Annotated in this window: 17 protein-coding genes and 1 pseudogene; 13 read left to right on the top strand and 5 right to left on the bottom strand. The window is 48.9% G+C overall.

All coding sequences use genetic code 11. The features are described 5' to 3' along the window. Nucleotides 1–11: 11 nt before the first annotated feature. Nucleotides 12–908 (bottom strand): sulfolactaldehyde 3-reductase, encoded by an 897-nt coding sequence (yihU, locus tag ACJHWK_RS17870; protein ID WP_001521799.1) that lies wholly within the window; start codon nt 906–908, stop codon nt 12–14. Between the two features lie 167 nt (nt 909–1075). On the opposite strand from yihU, the gene yihV reads away from it, so the two are divergent. The 8 genes and pseudogenes from yihV (at nt 1076) to ACJHWK_RS17830 (ending at nt 8005) form a co-directional block, all read left to right on the top strand. Further along, nucleotides 1076–1972, top strand: a complete 897-nt coding sequence (gene yihV / locus ACJHWK_RS17865; RefSeq protein WP_001521800.1) for a sulfofructose kinase — start codon at nt 1076–1078, stop codon at nt 1970–1972. A 33-nt stretch (nt 1973–2005) separates the two neighbouring features. Then, nucleotides 2006–2791 (top strand): DeoR/GlpR family DNA-binding transcription regulator, encoded by a 786-nt coding sequence (locus ACJHWK_RS17860; protein WP_001521801.1) that lies wholly within the window; start codon nt 2006–2008, stop codon nt 2789–2791. 98 nt (nt 2792–2889) lie between these two features. Then, complete coding sequence (gene yihX / locus ACJHWK_RS17855; protein WP_001521802.1) at nt 2890–3489, top strand: glucose-1-phosphatase; 600 nt, start codon at nt 2890–2892, stop codon at nt 3487–3489. After that, nucleotides 3483–4355, top strand: coding sequence for a virulence factor BrkB family protein (locus ACJHWK_RS17850; protein WP_001521803.1), 873 nt, complete (start codon nt 3483–3485; stop codon nt 4353–4355). The genes yihX and ACJHWK_RS17850 overlap by 7 nt, the downstream gene beginning before the upstream one ends. Then, entirely contained in the window at nt 4352–4789 is a 438-nt protein-coding gene (dtd, locus tag ACJHWK_RS17845; protein ID WP_000560983.1) for a D-aminoacyl-tRNA deacylase, read from the top strand. The genes ACJHWK_RS17850 and dtd overlap by 4 nt, the downstream gene beginning before the upstream one ends. Before the next feature lie 44 nt (nt 4790–4833). Next, nucleotides 4834–5775, top strand: coding sequence for a fatty acid biosynthesis protein FabY (gene fabY, locus ACJHWK_RS17840; RefSeq protein WP_001297068.1), 942 nt, complete (start codon nt 4834–4836; stop codon nt 5773–5775). Between the two features lie 415 nt (nt 5776–6190). Continuing rightward, a pseudogene (locus ACJHWK_RS17835) lies at nt 6191–7078 on the top strand (hypothetical protein); the annotation flags it as partial. Nucleotides 7079–7090: 12 nt separating this feature from the next. Continuing rightward, on the top strand, nt 7091–8005 hold the full coding sequence (locus ACJHWK_RS17830; protein WP_077634137.1) for a transposase: 915 nt from the start codon (nt 7091–7093) through the stop codon (nt 8003–8005). A 168-nt stretch (nt 8006–8173) separates the two neighbouring features. On the opposite strand, the gene ACJHWK_RS17825 is transcribed toward ACJHWK_RS17830, so the two are convergent. After that, nucleotides 8174–9082 carry an alpha/beta hydrolase gene (locus tag ACJHWK_RS17825; protein ID WP_001306651.1) on the bottom strand — a complete coding sequence of 303 codons (909 nt, stop codon included), beginning with the start codon at nt 9080–9082 and terminating at the stop codon, nt 8174–8176. 228 nt (nt 9083–9310) lie between these two features. Between ACJHWK_RS17825 and ACJHWK_RS17820 the strand changes: the two genes are divergently transcribed. The 5 genes from ACJHWK_RS17820 (at nt 9311) to yiiF (ending at nt 11648) form a co-directional block, all read left to right on the top strand. After that, nucleotides 9311–9622, top strand: a complete 312-nt coding sequence (locus ACJHWK_RS17820) for a hypothetical protein (RefSeq protein ID WP_000897305.1) — start codon at nt 9311–9313, stop codon at nt 9620–9622. Continuing rightward, the gene (gene nadS / locus ACJHWK_RS17815) at nt 9623–9913 is read left to right on the top strand and encodes a NadS family protein (RefSeq protein ID WP_000356395.1); all 291 of its coding nucleotides are present in this window, start codon (nt 9623–9625) and stop codon (nt 9911–9913) included. A 358-nt stretch (nt 9914–10271) separates the two neighbouring features. Further along, a complete protein-coding gene (locus ACJHWK_RS17810; RefSeq protein ID WP_001306650.1) occupies nt 10272–10550 on the top strand; it encodes a hypothetical protein in 279 nt (92 codons plus the stop codon). Nucleotides 10551–10968: 418 nt separating this feature from the next. After that, nucleotides 10969–11187, top strand: a complete 219-nt coding sequence (locus tag ACJHWK_RS17805) for a CopG family transcriptional regulator (protein WP_001295676.1) — start codon at nt 10969–10971, stop codon at nt 11185–11187. A gap of 218 nt (nt 11188–11405) precedes the next feature. Next, nucleotides 11406–11648 carry a protein YiiF gene (gene yiiF, locus ACJHWK_RS17800; protein ID WP_001306649.1) on the top strand — a complete coding sequence of 81 codons (243 nt, stop codon included), beginning with the start codon at nt 11406–11408 and terminating at the stop codon, nt 11646–11648. 181 nt (nt 11649–11829) lie between these two features. Here yiiF and fdhE read toward each other — a convergent pair whose 3' ends face one another. From fdhE to fdoH, 3 genes are read right to left on the bottom strand one after another with little or no spacing between them, the layout of a single operon-like run. Beyond that, nucleotides 11830–12759: a formate dehydrogenase accessory protein FdhE gene (gene fdhE / locus ACJHWK_RS17795; protein ID WP_000027708.1), complete on the bottom strand. Its 930-nt coding sequence runs from the start codon at nt 12757–12759 to the stop codon at nt 11830–11832. Further along, nucleotides 12756–13391 carry a formate dehydrogenase cytochrome b556 subunit gene (gene fdoI, locus ACJHWK_RS17790; protein ID WP_000829013.1) on the bottom strand — a complete coding sequence of 212 codons (636 nt, stop codon included), beginning with the start codon at nt 13389–13391 and terminating at the stop codon, nt 12756–12758. Before fdoI ends, fdhE begins: the two co-directional genes overlap by 4 nt. Then, a complete protein-coding gene (gene fdoH / locus ACJHWK_RS17785) occupies nt 13388–14290 on the bottom strand; it encodes a formate dehydrogenase O subunit beta (RefSeq protein WP_000331377.1) in 903 nt (300 codons plus the stop codon). The genes fdoI and fdoH overlap by 4 nt, the downstream gene beginning before the upstream one ends. Nucleotides 14291–14299 lie beyond the last annotated feature (9 nt).

Below are 14299 nucleotides of genomic sequence, written 5' to 3'. Positions count from 1 at the left end.
TTATCCAGTCGTTACATTTTTACTTTGGCAGTCATCCCGGCACTGACACGGACTTGTTCCAGAATGGCGGACCAGTCCTGGCGACCGCGACCCGCTGCGCGCGCCTGGCTATAAACCTCCCGTGAGGCGGCCCCCAGCGGCATTGGCACATGCAGCTGGTTGGCGACATCAAGGGCGATACCAAGATCCTTATGGGCAAGATCGATCATGAAGGCGGGAGAAAGATCCCCGCTGAGGACTTTGTTTGACCAGGAAGTGGTGAAGTGGCCTTTACCGGCGGCGGTGCCGCTCATCACCTTGACGGCAACATCGAAGGGAAGATTCAGGGCTTCGCACAAAACAGCGGCTTCTGCCGAAAGCGCATTGAGCGCGATGCTCATGTAGTTGTTGATGAGCTTAACGCGGATCCCCATGCCCGGACCGCCCGCGTTGATCAACTCACTGCCCATCGCCATCAGGATCGGTGTGGCGCGTTCAACTTGTTCAGCGGTGCCGCCAGCCAGCAGTAACAGAGTACCGGTAATGGCATTTGCAGAAGTACGGCCTACCGGAACATCCATCATGCTGAAGCCTTTGGCTTGCATATCGGCAATCAATTTATCGGTTTGCAGCGGATGGATGGTCGACATATCGATGACCAGCGCATCGGTAGATAAGCTTTCGCAAACGCCGTTTTCACCGAACAACACGCTGCGCACCAGATCGCCATTCGGCAACATGGTAATGATAAATTCGGCATCTTTAGCGGCCTGCGCCGGGTTGGCGGCGGGAGTCGCACCTTTGTCTACCAGATGCCGCACAGCTTCGGCGTTCACATCAAAGACGCGAAGTTGATGCCCTTGCTGCAATAAATTGCTTGCCATTGGCGAACCCATTTGTCCTAAACCGATAAACGCGATTGCTGCCATAACCCTCTCCTGAATACAGTGATGTCACTTTTTGTCATTTATGACATGCTTTGCTTGTCTGTTTTTGATCGTATTTGTAATTTATCGTCAAAAAATTGACAGCCGTCACTTTTTAAACAATTGGTGAAATTAAAATGAACGCATCCCAAAATGCTTAAGGAATGACCATGATTCGTGTTGCTTGTGTAGGTATTACCGTGATGGATCGTATTTATTACGTGGAAGGATTACCGACGGAGAGCGGTAAATACGTGGCGAGAAATTATACGGAAGTTGGTGGCGGGCCAGCGGCGACGGCAGCGGTTGCGGCGGCAAGGCTGGGGGCGCAGGTCGATTTTATTGGTCGCGTCGGTGATGACGACACGGGTAACAGCCTGCTGGCAGAGCTGGAATCCTGGGGTGTTAACACCCGTTACACCAAACGGTATAACCAGGCGAAATCTTCGCAATCCGCCATCATGGTGGATGCCAAAGGCGAGCGGATAATCATTAACTACCCCAGCCCGGACCTGCTGCCTGACGCAGAGTGGTTGGAGGAAATTGATTTCTCTCAGTGGGATGTTGTGCTGGCAGATGTACGCTGGCACGACGGTGCTAAAAAAGCCTTCACTCTGGCCCGGCAGGCGGGCGTGATGACTGTGCTGGACGGGGATATTACGCCGCAGGATATCAGCGAACTGGTGGCGTTAAGCGATCACGCGGCTTTTTCAGAACCGGGTCTGGCGCGCTTAACGGGCGTGAAAGAGATGGCGAGTGCGCTAAAACAGGCGCAAACGCTCACAAATGGTCATGTCTATGTGACCCAGGGCAGCGCAGGCTGCGACTGGCTGGAAAATGGCGGGCGTCAACATCAGCCGGCCTTCAAAGTTGATGTGGTAGATACCACAGGTGCGGGTGATGTTTTTCACGGCGCATTGGCGGTGGCGCTGGCAACCGGTGGGAATTTAGCGGAGTCAGTTCGCTTCGCCAGCGGTGTGGCGGCGTTAAAATGCACTCGTCCCGGTGGACGAGCCGGGATCCCTGACTGTGATCAAACCCGATCTTTTTTGTCACTTTTTGTATAAAATGCCAGGGTGATGGTTTTTCGAGGAATTTTCATGAGCCTTACCGAACTAACCGGTAACCCGCGGCACGACCAACTCCTCATGCTGATCGCCGAGCGTGGGTATATGAATATTGATGAGCTGGCAAATCTGCTGGATGTCTCCACGCAGACGGTCCGCCGGGATATTCGTAAATTAAGCGAGCAAGGACTGATCACGCGCCATCACGGTGGCGCGGGTCGGGCCTCCAGCGTCGTTAATATGGCGTTCGAACAGCGTGAGGTTTCGCAAACCGAGGAAAAAAAAGCCATCGCGGAGGCGGTGGCAGATTATATTCCTGATGGTTCGACAATATTTATCACCATCGGTACGACCGTTGAGCATGTTGCCCGGGCGTTACTTAACCATAATCATTTGCGGATAATCACCAACAGCCTGCGTGTGGCACATATTCTTTATCATAACCCGCGTTTTGAAGTGATGGTGCCAGGCGGTACGCTGCGTTCGCATAATAGCGGGATTATTGGCCCTTCAGCGGCGTCCTTTGTGGCCGATTTTCGTGCTGATTATCTTGTAACAAGCGTTGGGGCGATTGAGAGCGATGGCGCGTTGATGGAGTTTGATGTTAACGAAGCTAACGTAGTGAAAACGATGATGGCGCACGCGAGAAATATCCTGCTGGTCGCCGACCACACTAAGTATCATGCTTCGGCGGCAGTTGAAATTGGTAACGTGGCACAGGTCACTGCACTCTTTACCGACGAGCTGCCACCCGCTGCGCTAAAATCACGCTTACAAGACAGCCAAATTGAAATCATCCTCCCCCAGGAAGACGCGTAGAATTTTGTGACCGTTGACCTTGCTTCATACCTGACCACATAGCCAAACCCATCCTTTCCCGCTACAGTTAATTTCTTGTGGCGAGAAAGGAGGCAAAAATGCTCTATATCTTTGATTTAGGTAATGTGATTGTCGATATCGACTTTAACCGTGTGCTGGGAACCTGGAGCGATTTAACGCGTATTCCGCTGGCATCGCTTAAAAAGAGTTTTCATATGGGGGAGGCGTTTCATCAGCATGAGCGTGGGGAAATTAGCGACGAAGCGTTCGCAGAGGCGATGTGTCATGAGATGGCTCTACCGCTAAGCTACGAGCAGTTCTCCCACGGCTGGCAGGCGGTGTTTGTCGCGCTGCGCCCGGAAGTGATCGCCATCATGCATAAACTGCGTGAGCAGGGGCATCGTGTGGTGGTGCTTTCCAATACCAACCGCCTGCATACTACCTTCTGGCCGGAGGAATACCCGGAAATCCGTGATGCTGCTGACCATATTTATCTTTCGCAAGATCTGGGCATGCGCAAACCTGAAGCGCGAATTTACCAGCATGTTTTGCAGGCAGAAGGTTTTTCCCCCAGCGATACGGTCTTTTTCGACGATAACGCCGATAATATAGAAGGAGCAAATCAGCTAGGCATTACCAGTATTCTGGTGAAAGATAAAACCACCATCCCGGACTATTTCGCGAAGGTGTTATGCTAAAAACCATCCATGAAAAAGCCAGGTATCGTACCCGTCCGCTATGGGCCTGGCTGAAACTACTCTGGCAACGCATTAATGAGGACAACATGACCACCCTGGCAGGTAATCTTGCCTATGTGTCGTTGCTCTCATTAGTGCCGCTGGTTGCCGTTGTTTTTGCGCTTTTTGCCGCTTTTCCCATGTTCTCAGACGTTAGTATCCAACTGCGTCACTTTATTTTTGCCAACTTTCTCCCTGCCACTGGCGACGTTATCCAGCAATATATCGAACAATTTGTTGCCAATTCCAACAAGATGACCGCCGTTGGGGCGTGCGGGCTGATCGTCACGGCGTTATTGTTGATGTACTCCATCGATAGCGCGTTGAATACCATCTGGCGCAGTAAACGAGCGCGACCAAAAATTTACTCGTTTGCCGTGTACTGGATGATTTTAACGCTGGGGCCGCTGCTGGCAGGGGCCAGTCTGGCGATCAGTTCCTATTTGCTCTCCCTGCGCTGGGCGAGCGATCTCAATACTGTCATCGACAATGTGCTGCGTATTTTTCCGCTGCTGTTGTCGTGGATCTCCTTCTGGTTGCTGTACAGCATTGTTCCTACCATCCGCGTACCTAACCGCGACGCGATTGTCGGCGCGTTTGTCGCTGCACTCCTGTTCGAAGCAGGAAAGAAAGGTTTCGCGCTTTATATCACCATGTTCCCGTCATATCAGCTCATTTACGGCGTGCTGGCGGTGATCCCCATTCTCTTTGTTTGGGTCTACTGGACATGGTGTATCGTCTTGCTTGGCGCGGAAATTACTGTCACTCTCGGGGAATACCGCAAATTAAAACAAGCTGCTGAACAAGAAGAAGACGACGAACCATGATTGCATTAATTCAACGCGTAACCCGTGCCAGCGTCACCGTGGAGGGAGAAGTGACGGGTGAAATTGGCGCGGGACTTTTGGTGTTATTGGGTGTCGAAAAGGATGACGACGAACAGAAAGCAAACCGTCTGTGCGAGCGTGTACTCGGCTACCGCATCTTTAGCGATGCCGAAGGCAAGATGAATCTCAACGTGCAACAGGCGGGCGGCAGTGTACTGGTGGTTTCCCAGTTTACCCTTGCCGCAGATACCGAACGGGGGATGCGCCCAAGTTTCTCCAAAGGCGCATCACCGGATCGCGCAGAGGCGTTATATGACTATTTCGTCGAACGCTGCCGTCAGCAAGAGATGAACACGCAAACAGGACGCTTCGCTGCGGATATGCAGGTATCGCTGGTCAATGATGGCCCCGTGACATTCTGGTTGCAGGTATGAGCCAGCTTCCAGGGTTGTCACGGGAAACAAGAGAGAGTATCGCTATGTATCACCTTCGGGTTCCACAAACAGAAGAAGAATTAGAGCGTTACTATCAGTTTCGCTGGGAAATGTTGCGTAAGCCCCTGCATCAACCGAAAGGTTCGGAACGCGACGCGTGGGATGCGATGGCGCATCACCAGATGGTCGTCGACGAGCAGGGTAATCTGGTGGCGGTAGGCCGACTGTATATTAATGCCGACAATGAAGCGTCTATTCGCTTTATGGCCGTTCATCCCGACGTGCAGGACAAAGGGTTAGGAACGCTGATGGCGATGACCCTCGAATCTGTGGCGCGTCAGGAAGGTGTTAAGCGCGTGACCTGTAGCGCCCGCGAAGACGCGGTGGAGTTTTTCGCCAAGCTGGGGTTTGTTAATCAGGGAGAAATCACCACGCCAACCACCACGCCGATTCGCCATTTTTTGATGATTAAACCTGTCGCCACTCTGGATGATATTTTGCATCGCGGCGACTGGTGCGCCCAGCTTCAGCAGGCGTGGTACGAACATATCCCGCTAAGCGAAAAAATGGGCGTGCGCATTCAGCAATATACCGGGCAAAAATTTATCACCACCATGCCGGAAACCGGCAATCAGAATCCGCATCATACGCTGTTTGCCGGGAGTTTATTCTCGCTGGCTACGCTCACCGGTTGGGGGCTTATCTGGCTGATGCTGCGTGAACGCCATCTGGGCGGAACGATTATTCTGGCGGATGCGCATATTCGCTACAGCAAGCCGATTAGCGGTAAACCTCATGCGGTAGCCGACCTCGGTGCCTTAAGCGGCGATCTCGACCGTCTGGCGCGCGGGCGCAAAGCGCGGGTACAAATGCAGGTCGAAATCTTTGGCGACGAGACGCCGGGTGCAGTGTTTGAAGGCACGTATATCGTTCTGCCCGCGAAGCCATTTGGCCCGTATGAAGAGGGCGGGAACGAAGAAGAGTAGCTGATGGAGAGGGGCGGTGCTGCCTCTCTCATTCTTTCAGGTCATTTACTTCAGTCTCTGACTATTCCGGTTATATTGAATAAGAACTCTATAAATTTTTATTCTTCGTTGGCACCATACGTGTCTTGCTACATCACTGTTCAGGAGCATTTAAATATTATTTGTAGAGCTGAGTGGCAATTATCGCTGATAATGCTTAATTCATCATCTTAGTTCAGGTTTGAGCGATTTTTGATAGTCAAAACCCCCTCTGGTGCCATACTTTTCTCATAAATATTTTTAAAATCTATAGCTAACAAACATTATGCAAAGATAATGGACTGGCGTCATTGTCAGTATCATTCATTTACTGCTTCTGGATGTTGTAAATAATTATGTGGCATGTTTGCTCTTAAACCGTGGGAAGGAGGCTGTAATGGTTGCCAATATTAATCTCATTAAACAAGAAAGTTATTCTATTGTTAATTTAGAAAAACAACTAATGAGTAATGAATCACCGAAGCAAACGCTATTAAATGATTTTTCACATCGCCTTAAAATGGAAGGTGAGGAGCAACTGTGCGATTGTGTTAACGAACTTAAACTCGGGTTGTCGAGTAATAATAAATATGACTTGTTTAAAAATAAAGAAACCTCACTGTGGAAACGCAAAGTACCAGAAAGTGCAGCGCTGGCAATGACGGGAACAGTATATAAATTATTTGGTAGTCGCTTACTCAACGCCCGCAATCAGTTAGATAAAAATCTCCTCGAAATGGCTATGCAAATGGTTTATGGCAAAGATATGGTGACAAAGTCCGGGGATATATTGATTGATATACAATTAAACAAGGATGGCAGCCTTCAGAGTAAGCACTACACATTTGATGTAGGTGAAGTTATAAACAGTTATAATATTGACCTCTTTGTGAATGCTTCGAGTATTAATCAAACTTACTTACATGATAAAAATCCTGGTGACGTTATTAGCCTGTATGGCACTTTAGATAACATTCCTCTTGTAGTTAAGGAATGCACGGGTAAAAATCATCAAATTAACGTTAAAGCCAAATTGCCTCAAGAACGAAGTGAAAAAGTTGAGGATATGTGTGAAAGAATGAGAGGTGGCATCTCTATGTTTAATCACACTACAAAAACAGCTGGTAATATAGAGCATAATTTGCATCTAAGTTTTCTCGTGGATTCACGACCGTCGATCACAAATAAATACTCAGCCAAAGATGTAGGGGAAGATATACTTGCATTGCCCGTCAACGTATATCATGCAGATTTTAAAATTAAAATCAATAACGCAGTAGAGAAGGCCTCGTCAATTGTGTTATGTGCTGTGCAAAAAAATCTCCATGCAGCAAGGAAGGTTCTTAGCGGGATAATAGGAAATGTGCCAAAAAATAATAAACCAAAAACAATCATTTTGGATTTACGTTTTCTTAGTGCAATTAAGCAGAAGGTTTTTTTGGGCAGTGAAAAACCGTTGTTTGTAAAGCATACCGCAATGATGAGGGAGGCATGTGAGGAATTACCGCAGTCAGTGGAATATGTTCCTTTAGCCTGTGAAGCGCATAGCCATCGCAGCGTCGCCCTTGCCAAAACCGTGGCTGCGCCCATCATGGCGACAGGTGTGGGCTCGGCTTTAATGTATGCAACATCATCAGGACCGTATTATGCGCAAAGTCTTTCTGGTTCTCCGGATATCGAGATGATAAAAAATCGCATGGCTCAATTGTTTACCCAGTTGGATGCTTCTGTGCGCAACAAATATCGCCCGGCTTTTGATAAATGGAATGAGCTGGTAGATAAATTAAATCACGAAAGAAATACAGTTCCGTTTGCGTGTTTGACCACCATTTTAGCGACGGCGATAAATGAAACTCCTGAGGGGGATACGAATGTTGCCGTTGTGATGGGGTGTAAATCTGCGAAAGATCGCACGATATCCATTGTCCTTGGTAACTCGATGTTGCAAACACTCCTTGAAAAACGCCTCGCCGATGGTAGAGAAATAGAAAAGCTTTTTGATCAACAGGGATATTTTAGTTGCGATTCATTAACAGCCAAAGAATTAATGATGTTAAAAGACCTTTTTGATATTCGAGTTCTTCATCTCTCTAACAAATTTAATGTTGGATTGCAAGGTAATATCAACACGGATGTTTTACAAGATTCGTTTTTTAAAAATGTCGATTTCATTCATGAATCTAGCTCGTATACCGTAGGGATGGGAGTCTGACGGGTAAAACTCATTAGGATTATCAGAATTCGGACAATGTATTGCAAAAATGACATACAAAGAGAGATGTGCGCAGGCACTTAGCTGCGAGGGGCATGGCGAAGCCATACAGAAAGCACCAGCATTCAGAACTCCTGTGAAAGCGGCATAGTGCCGCTTTCACAGGAGTTACCTTCCCGCTCTCCAGGCCACATCCCGCAGCGCCGATCGCGCAGCCTCACTGATACCACCTAACTGAAAAAATCCGTGGATAACGCCAAGGTAGCGTTGGCAGGTGCATTGCACTCCTTGCCCTGTCATGCGGTGATACAACGCTTCACCTTCATCGCAAAGTGGGTCGTATTCAGCGGTAATGATATGTACAGGTGGCAAGCCATTGAAATCATCGCGCCAAAGAGGGCTGGCTTCAGGATGCCTGCGTTCAATGCCTGGCAGATACATCTCAAAGCCGCTCAGTAAAGTGTCGCGTGTGATGATGTAATCGTGACCATTGCGTATGTAGCTTTCGAAATGCGCAGTCGCATCAAGCATGGGATAAATTAAGATGAGTTGTGCCGGTTGCCACTCGCCAGCACGCTTTAATCGCAAAGCAGTTACCAGCGCCAGATGTCCGCCCGCACTGTCACCGGCAAGAGTTATCCGTTGTTTATCAACGCCGAGTCGTTCGGCGTGTTGCCAGACTAATTCTGCACCTCGTTGCGCATCATCATGGGCGGCGGGGAAAGTCTGTTCCGGTGCCAGCCGATACTGGACGGCAATAACCCGACATTGCCCGTAATAGGCTAACTGGCGCAGCTGGTTGTCGTGAGTTGCGAACCCGCCGCTAACAAAACAGCCACCGTAGTAATAAATTATCGTCGGGAGTAATGTCGGGGCATTCAGCGGTGACACTATTCGTAAGATCATCCCTTCAAGTTCGATAGTCTGAATATCTACCCGCGTTTCTGTCTCACCCGCAAGGACAGCGCTGGCGATATAGCCCTCCCTGCGCTGCGCAATACTTTGTTGACGCGATGAGGGGCGACCCGCAGCGATAAACTCTTCGACTAACTCTGCAATTCCTTTTTCCAGTGCCATAGTAGAACTCATTTTGCTGTATGAATGTACAGTTTTATACACCCGTTTTTGCTGGATGGATACAGGGAAATTCACGGGCGTGAAAAATCTGGAAAGCGCCTCGCAAATGTAAAGACAAACCCGGCAGAGACGTGGTTTTGCTGGAGCACTATCAGTAAGCTAGTGGTTTCAAGGGTACGTCAATGACGTACAAAAAGGATTGTTACTCTAAGCCAATGGCGTATAATTATGCTCTTCATCGAAACGGAAATTTTTACTGAAGATGTTCAAAAACTGCTGACCGACGATGAATTCAGTCGTTTTCAGTTTTTCCTGGCCTTGAATCCTGACTATGGTGAGGTAATACCTGAAACTGGTGGGTTAAGAAAGGTTCGATGGGTGTCAGGAGGAAAGGGGAAACGTGCTGGTGTCAGGGTTATTTACTTTCATCAGGTTAAACATTATGAGATCAGATTACTGCTTATTTATCGTAAGGGTATTAAAGATGATCTGTCTCCCCAGGAAAAAGCAATGCTCCGGTTGTTAAATACGAGGTGGTAAATGGATAAGGCACTTTTTGAGCGGTTGACTCACAGCATGGCCCAGATGAATGAAATTATTGAAGGAACGCGACACCCTTCACGGACTTTTGAAGTTGATGCTATGAAAATCAAAGAAATACGCCGCGCTTCAGGGTTGTCACAATCTAAATTTGCCGAACTTATTTCCGTAAGCGTAGACACGTTGCGTAACTGGGAGCAGGGGCGACGTTCACCGACTGGGCCTGCAAAGGCTTTGCTGCGAGCGATTGCCAATGATCCGCAACATGTGCTGCAGGCACTTAACCGTTAGAGGCATGGTTATGCCATACAGAAAGCACCAGCATTCAGAACTCCTATGAAAGCGGCATAGTGCCGCCTGCTCAGGAGTTTTACTATGACCCGTAATCGTGCTGAACGTCGCCATCATATGGCGCGATTAAAAAAAATCCGCTGCCGTTATCGCACTGCAGGCGATGGAAGCAAAAAAGCATCAGGTATTTGCTTTCGTACTCCCTGTATTTGTTCTTGTTGGATGTGTGGGCATCGACGCTATCATAATGGTCCCCGCGTATCGGAAATTCGTGCAAAAGCACGCTATGCGAATTAAGGGAAAATGATGAACTATTTTAAGGAAGCACATTTTTAGAACTCTTAACAGGAGACTAAAAATGTCCACGCTTAATACGCGTAAAGATAGGGATCGTAATGGTAAAGCGAAGCCACATAATCATTCAGGGATCCCAACACTTACAGGTAAATGGCGTCACCCTTCAATGGATTGTTGGGTAAACTACAGTACACCGGGCGATCATGAATGGAAGCGGCTCTATACTACGCTTCGCCGTCGCGCAGATGATCGACGCCAATGTCATCGGGTAATGCAGGGGGATGATCCAGAAGGAATCGTCTGGTTCCCGGACTGTTATCCACAAATTTACTACTACTAACAATTAAAGACCGGTTGGTGCGGCACTGACCGGTCAGTTATGAATGGTAGATTTCACCTTAAACCCTGGTGCGGTAAAGCTGCTGACTTTTTCGGGTACACCATCCTGATGAAGCAAATGAACACCCAATCAAAAAAATATTCTTGAATATAAAATATTTATAGCACCCATAATTCATCCTTATTATTTGTTGTTTCTTTTCTGTAGATGTGTCCCCGCTTAATTAAAAGTAATAAACCATCCTGGGTTATTACTAAACCATTTTTGAGTAACAATTGAAATAACTGCAACTGTTACATTATCTTTGGATGCCGTCTCGCAAAAACAAAACGACATGCAAAAATCCGCTTTTTTTAAATGATTTTTCGGCGTAATTTTCGCACATACATTAATGAGTAATATATGTAAGGTGGTGGTAATGGCGATGAATACGGTTTTTCTTCATTTATCAGAAGAGGCAATTAAACGGCTGAACAAGCTTAGGGGCTGGCGTAAGGTTTCACGATCTGCAATTTTACGCGAAGCGGTAGAGCAATATCTGGAACGTCAGCAATTCCCGGTGCGTAAAGCAAAGGGAGGCAGGCAAAAGGGGGAGGTAGTTGGTGTTGATGATCAGTGTAAGGAGCATAAGGAATGACAAAAATTTTTCATTCTTGAATATAAAAAAACAGATGCCCTTATTCTGGTATTAATACAAGGCTGTTTTACTTGAACTTATAATAACTGCAACTGTTACATCATATCTGGAAAACGCCTCGCAAAAATAAAAAGTGATGCGTAAATACGCTTTCTTTAAAGATTCGACAAGGGTACTTTTCTCTCCATAGATTCAAAAATGATATGGGCGAGATATTTATGAACTCTCTGGCAGGTATAGATATGGGCAGAATTTTACTCAATTTATCGAATGAGTTGTTTAAGCAACTTGATGATCTCGAGGTGCAGCATAATCTTCCTCGTGCGGAGCTATTACGGGAAGCGGTAGATCAATACCTGGTAAATCAATCGCAAACAGCAAGAGCCAGTGCTTTTGGCATCTGGCAAGGGAGTGAGGAAGATGGTGTCGAATACCAGCGTAAGCTGCGCGAGGAATGGTAATGGCAAAAAGATTTGGCTATTTGATATCGATATTGTTATCGATTTGTTCAGTGTGAAAATTGAGGCAAAACAGGCACTGGCAGCATAGCTTGAGGTGGTAACGCGGAATAAGAGAGATGGTGTCGTCACACCCTATGAACTGTAATCCGGGCGACCTGCGCCACCCGGAAAACGTCAGAGATTACTCCCCTTCACCCGGAAACAGGAACGGGTTGATGGAACTACGAGCATAGCCTTCTTGCTCCATTCGCGCGTCCAGTACCAGAGAGGCGAGGTCATCTGCCACGGCTTCAACTTTCGGTTCTTTTTCCTGATAAAGAATCTTCAGGTAAGTGCCGCAGTCATCGCAGCTTTCGGCTTTAATCGCGGCCTGTTCGTCATCCAGCGACCAGTAATGCAGTTTGCCGCTCTGCTCGCAGTTGCTGCATTTTACGCGCACTACGTGCCATTCGGTTTCACACAGGTTGCAGTGCAGGTAACGCAGACCCTGAGTGGTGCCAATTTGCACCATGCTGGACACCGGCATAGAGCCACATACCGGGCAATATTGACGTTGTTCGCCGTATTCAGCGCGGGCTTTGCCGGGGATCAGATTAGCCATCTGCGCCCAGTAGAGCGACAGCGCAGCCCAGATAAACGGCGCTTTATCGCTGCTGACGGACGAGAAATCAGAGGCAAACAGTGCGCTGGCCATATCTTCCAGCTCCTGAGTCGATGCCTTCTCCAGATTCTCAATCACTGCCAGCGCCGGGCCGCTCATTTCAGGTTTCAGCTCAGCAATCAGCGCCATCAGCAGCTTTTGCCAGTGCTTATCACGCGGCAGAACGTGAATATCCAGCGGGGGCTTGCCCTGTGCGCTGGCTTCTTTAATGCGCGCGGTCAGATCCATCTCCAGCGGATGGTCGTACAGCACCACTTCCTGGGCGTGGGCGATAAGCGCAGCAAAGCGCAGGTAATCACCCAGCGGATTATTTTCTGCCAGCTCGCGCAGACGCTCGGCGCGGCGGTTGTATAAATTCTTGAGCCGAGGGAACAATAACGGCGGAATCATATCCGCCGTACGTTTCTCGCTCGAACCCAGCTCATCTTGCGGGATTATGCGAATACTCATTCAGCTTTCTTTTCCGTTGTCTTGCGGACCTCACGGTACCAGCGCGGGTGATGTTTCTTCGCCCAGGCGCTGGTAACCCATCCTTCCACCATGGCGGTAATCGTGCCTTTCACCCAAAGGGCGGCGTAGATATGCACCATGATAACCACAATTAACGCCACTGCGGCAAATGAATGCAGCATTAACGCGAATCGGATCACCGGGATTGAGAAAGCAGGCGCAAAATAAGGACGCCAGATAATCACGCCGCTCACCAGCAGCAGAACCAGGAAAATAATCGCCGCCCAGAAAACGCATTTCTGACCGAAGTTATAACGCCCGGTGTCACCTACTTCCTCGTTGACGACGATCTTACGAATATTCTTCGCCCAAAAGATATCATCCCGATTGATTAGGTTGTGATGCCAGTAACGGAAAAACATGATGATGAACGAGGCAAACATAACCACGCCGACAAACGGGTGCAGAATTCGCGCCAGCTGCGGTGTGCCCATGATTTGCATCAACCAGTTGAAGGACGGGAACAAAAAGCCCAGCCCGCTCACCGCCGCCAGGATGAAGCAGAAGGCGGTGATCCAGTGGTTGATACGTTCCGGCGCGGTGTAGCGCACGATGGTGTCACGTCGTTTCATTTGCGCTCCTCGTCTTTCTCTTCGTGCAGATTATTCTCTTCCTCATCCGCACGGTTCGGACCGACACCCACGTAGTGGAAGATACTGGCTGCGAAGGTAGCCGCAAAGCCAACAGCTGCGAGCGGTTTCCAGATGCCTTTCCAGAATTTCACGGTTTCGCTGATTTCCGGGTTCTCCGGCAAGCCATGATACAGATTTGGCTTGTCAGCATGGTGCAGCACGTACATAACGTGTGTACCACCAACGCCTGCCGGATCGTACAGACCCGCATTGTCGTAACCGCGAGTTTTCAGCTCCGCCACGCGCTCGCTCGCCAGCGTTTTCATCGACTCTTTCGTACCGAAGTGAATCGCGCCCGTTGGGCAGGTCTTCACGCAGGCCGGTTCTTGCCCAACCACCACGCGGTCAACGCACAGCGTACATTTGTAGACGCGGTTGTCTTCCGGGTTGAGGCGCGGAATGTCGAACGGACAGCCCGCAATGCAATAACCGCAGCCGATGCACTGCTCGGACTGGAAGTCGACGATACCGTTGGCATACTGAATAATTGCTCCTTCCGCCGGGCACGCTTTCAGGCAGCCTGGATCGGAACAGTGCATACAGCCGTCTTTGCGGATCAGCCATTCCAGTTTGTCGTTCTGTTCCACTTCCGAGAAGCGCATCACCGTCCACGATTTGGCACTTAAATCATTGGGGTTGTCGTACACCCCAATGTTATTGCCGACGGTATCGCGAATGTCGTTCCACTCTGAACACGCCACCTGACAGGCTTTACAGCCGATACAGGTGGTGACGTCGATGAGTTTCGCCACTTCTTCCTGGAAGTCCCGCGCCTGAGGCGCGGGGGTCAGACCGTTAGTCGCGGAACGACGAATGATATCTTGAGATTGATAAGCCATATGTCGTCT

It is taken from the genome of Escherichia sp. WS547, assembly GCF_046486065.1.
Classification (GTDB): Bacteria; Pseudomonadota; Gammaproteobacteria; order Enterobacterales; family Enterobacteriaceae; genus Escherichia; species Escherichia coli.
The sequence above is the reverse complement of the archived record's forward strand: the minus strand, read 5'-3'. Positions and strand labels throughout refer to the sequence as shown.

Coding starts and splice junctions, on each gene's coding strand:
- yihV (WP_001521800.1), top strand. CDS start 1,076: ATGATTCGTGTTGCTTGTGTAGGTATTACCGTGATGGATCGTATTTAT.
- fdoI (WP_000829013.1), bottom strand. CDS start 13,391: ATGAAACGACGTGACACCATCGTGCGCTACACCGCGCCGGAACGTATC.
- ACJHWK_RS17850 (WP_001521803.1), top strand. CDS start 3,483: ATGCTAAAAACCATCCATGAAAAAGCCAGGTATCGTACCCGTCCGCTA.
- yiiF (WP_001306649.1), top strand. CDS start 11,406: ATGAACTCTCTGGCAGGTATAGATATGGGCAGAATTTTACTCAATTTA.
- ACJHWK_RS17820 (WP_000897305.1), top strand. CDS start 9,311: ATGCTCTTCATCGAAACGGAAATTTTTACTGAAGATGTTCAAAAACTG.
- fabY (WP_001297068.1), top strand. CDS start 4,834: ATGTATCACCTTCGGGTTCCACAAACAGAAGAAGAATTAGAGCGTTAC.
- fdhE (WP_000027708.1), bottom strand. CDS start 12,759: ATGAGTATTCGCATAATCCCGCAAGATGAGCTGGGTTCGAGCGAGAAA.
- ACJHWK_RS17860 (WP_001521801.1), top strand. CDS start 2,006: ATGAGCCTTACCGAACTAACCGGTAACCCGCGGCACGACCAACTCCTC.
- yihX (WP_001521802.1), top strand. CDS start 2,890: ATGCTCTATATCTTTGATTTAGGTAATGTGATTGTCGATATCGACTTT.
- ACJHWK_RS17810 (WP_001306650.1), top strand. CDS start 10,272: ATGTCCACGCTTAATACGCGTAAAGATAGGGATCGTAATGGTAAAGCG.
- dtd (WP_000560983.1), top strand. CDS start 4,352: ATGATTGCATTAATTCAACGCGTAACCCGTGCCAGCGTCACCGTGGAG.
- fdoH (WP_000331377.1), bottom strand. CDS start 14,290: ATGGCTTATCAATCTCAAGATATCATTCGTCGTTCCGCGACTAACGGT.
- ACJHWK_RS17805 (WP_001295676.1), top strand. CDS start 10,969: ATGGCGATGAATACGGTTTTTCTTCATTTATCAGAAGAGGCAATTAAA.
- nadS (WP_000356395.1), top strand. CDS start 9,623: ATGGATAAGGCACTTTTTGAGCGGTTGACTCACAGCATGGCCCAGATG.
- ACJHWK_RS17825 (WP_001306651.1), bottom strand. CDS start 9,082: ATGGCACTGGAAAAAGGAATTGCAGAGTTAGTCGAAGAGTTTATCGCT.
- yihU (WP_001521799.1), bottom strand. CDS start 908: ATGGCAGCAATCGCGTTTATCGGTTTAGGACAAATGGGTTCGCCAATG.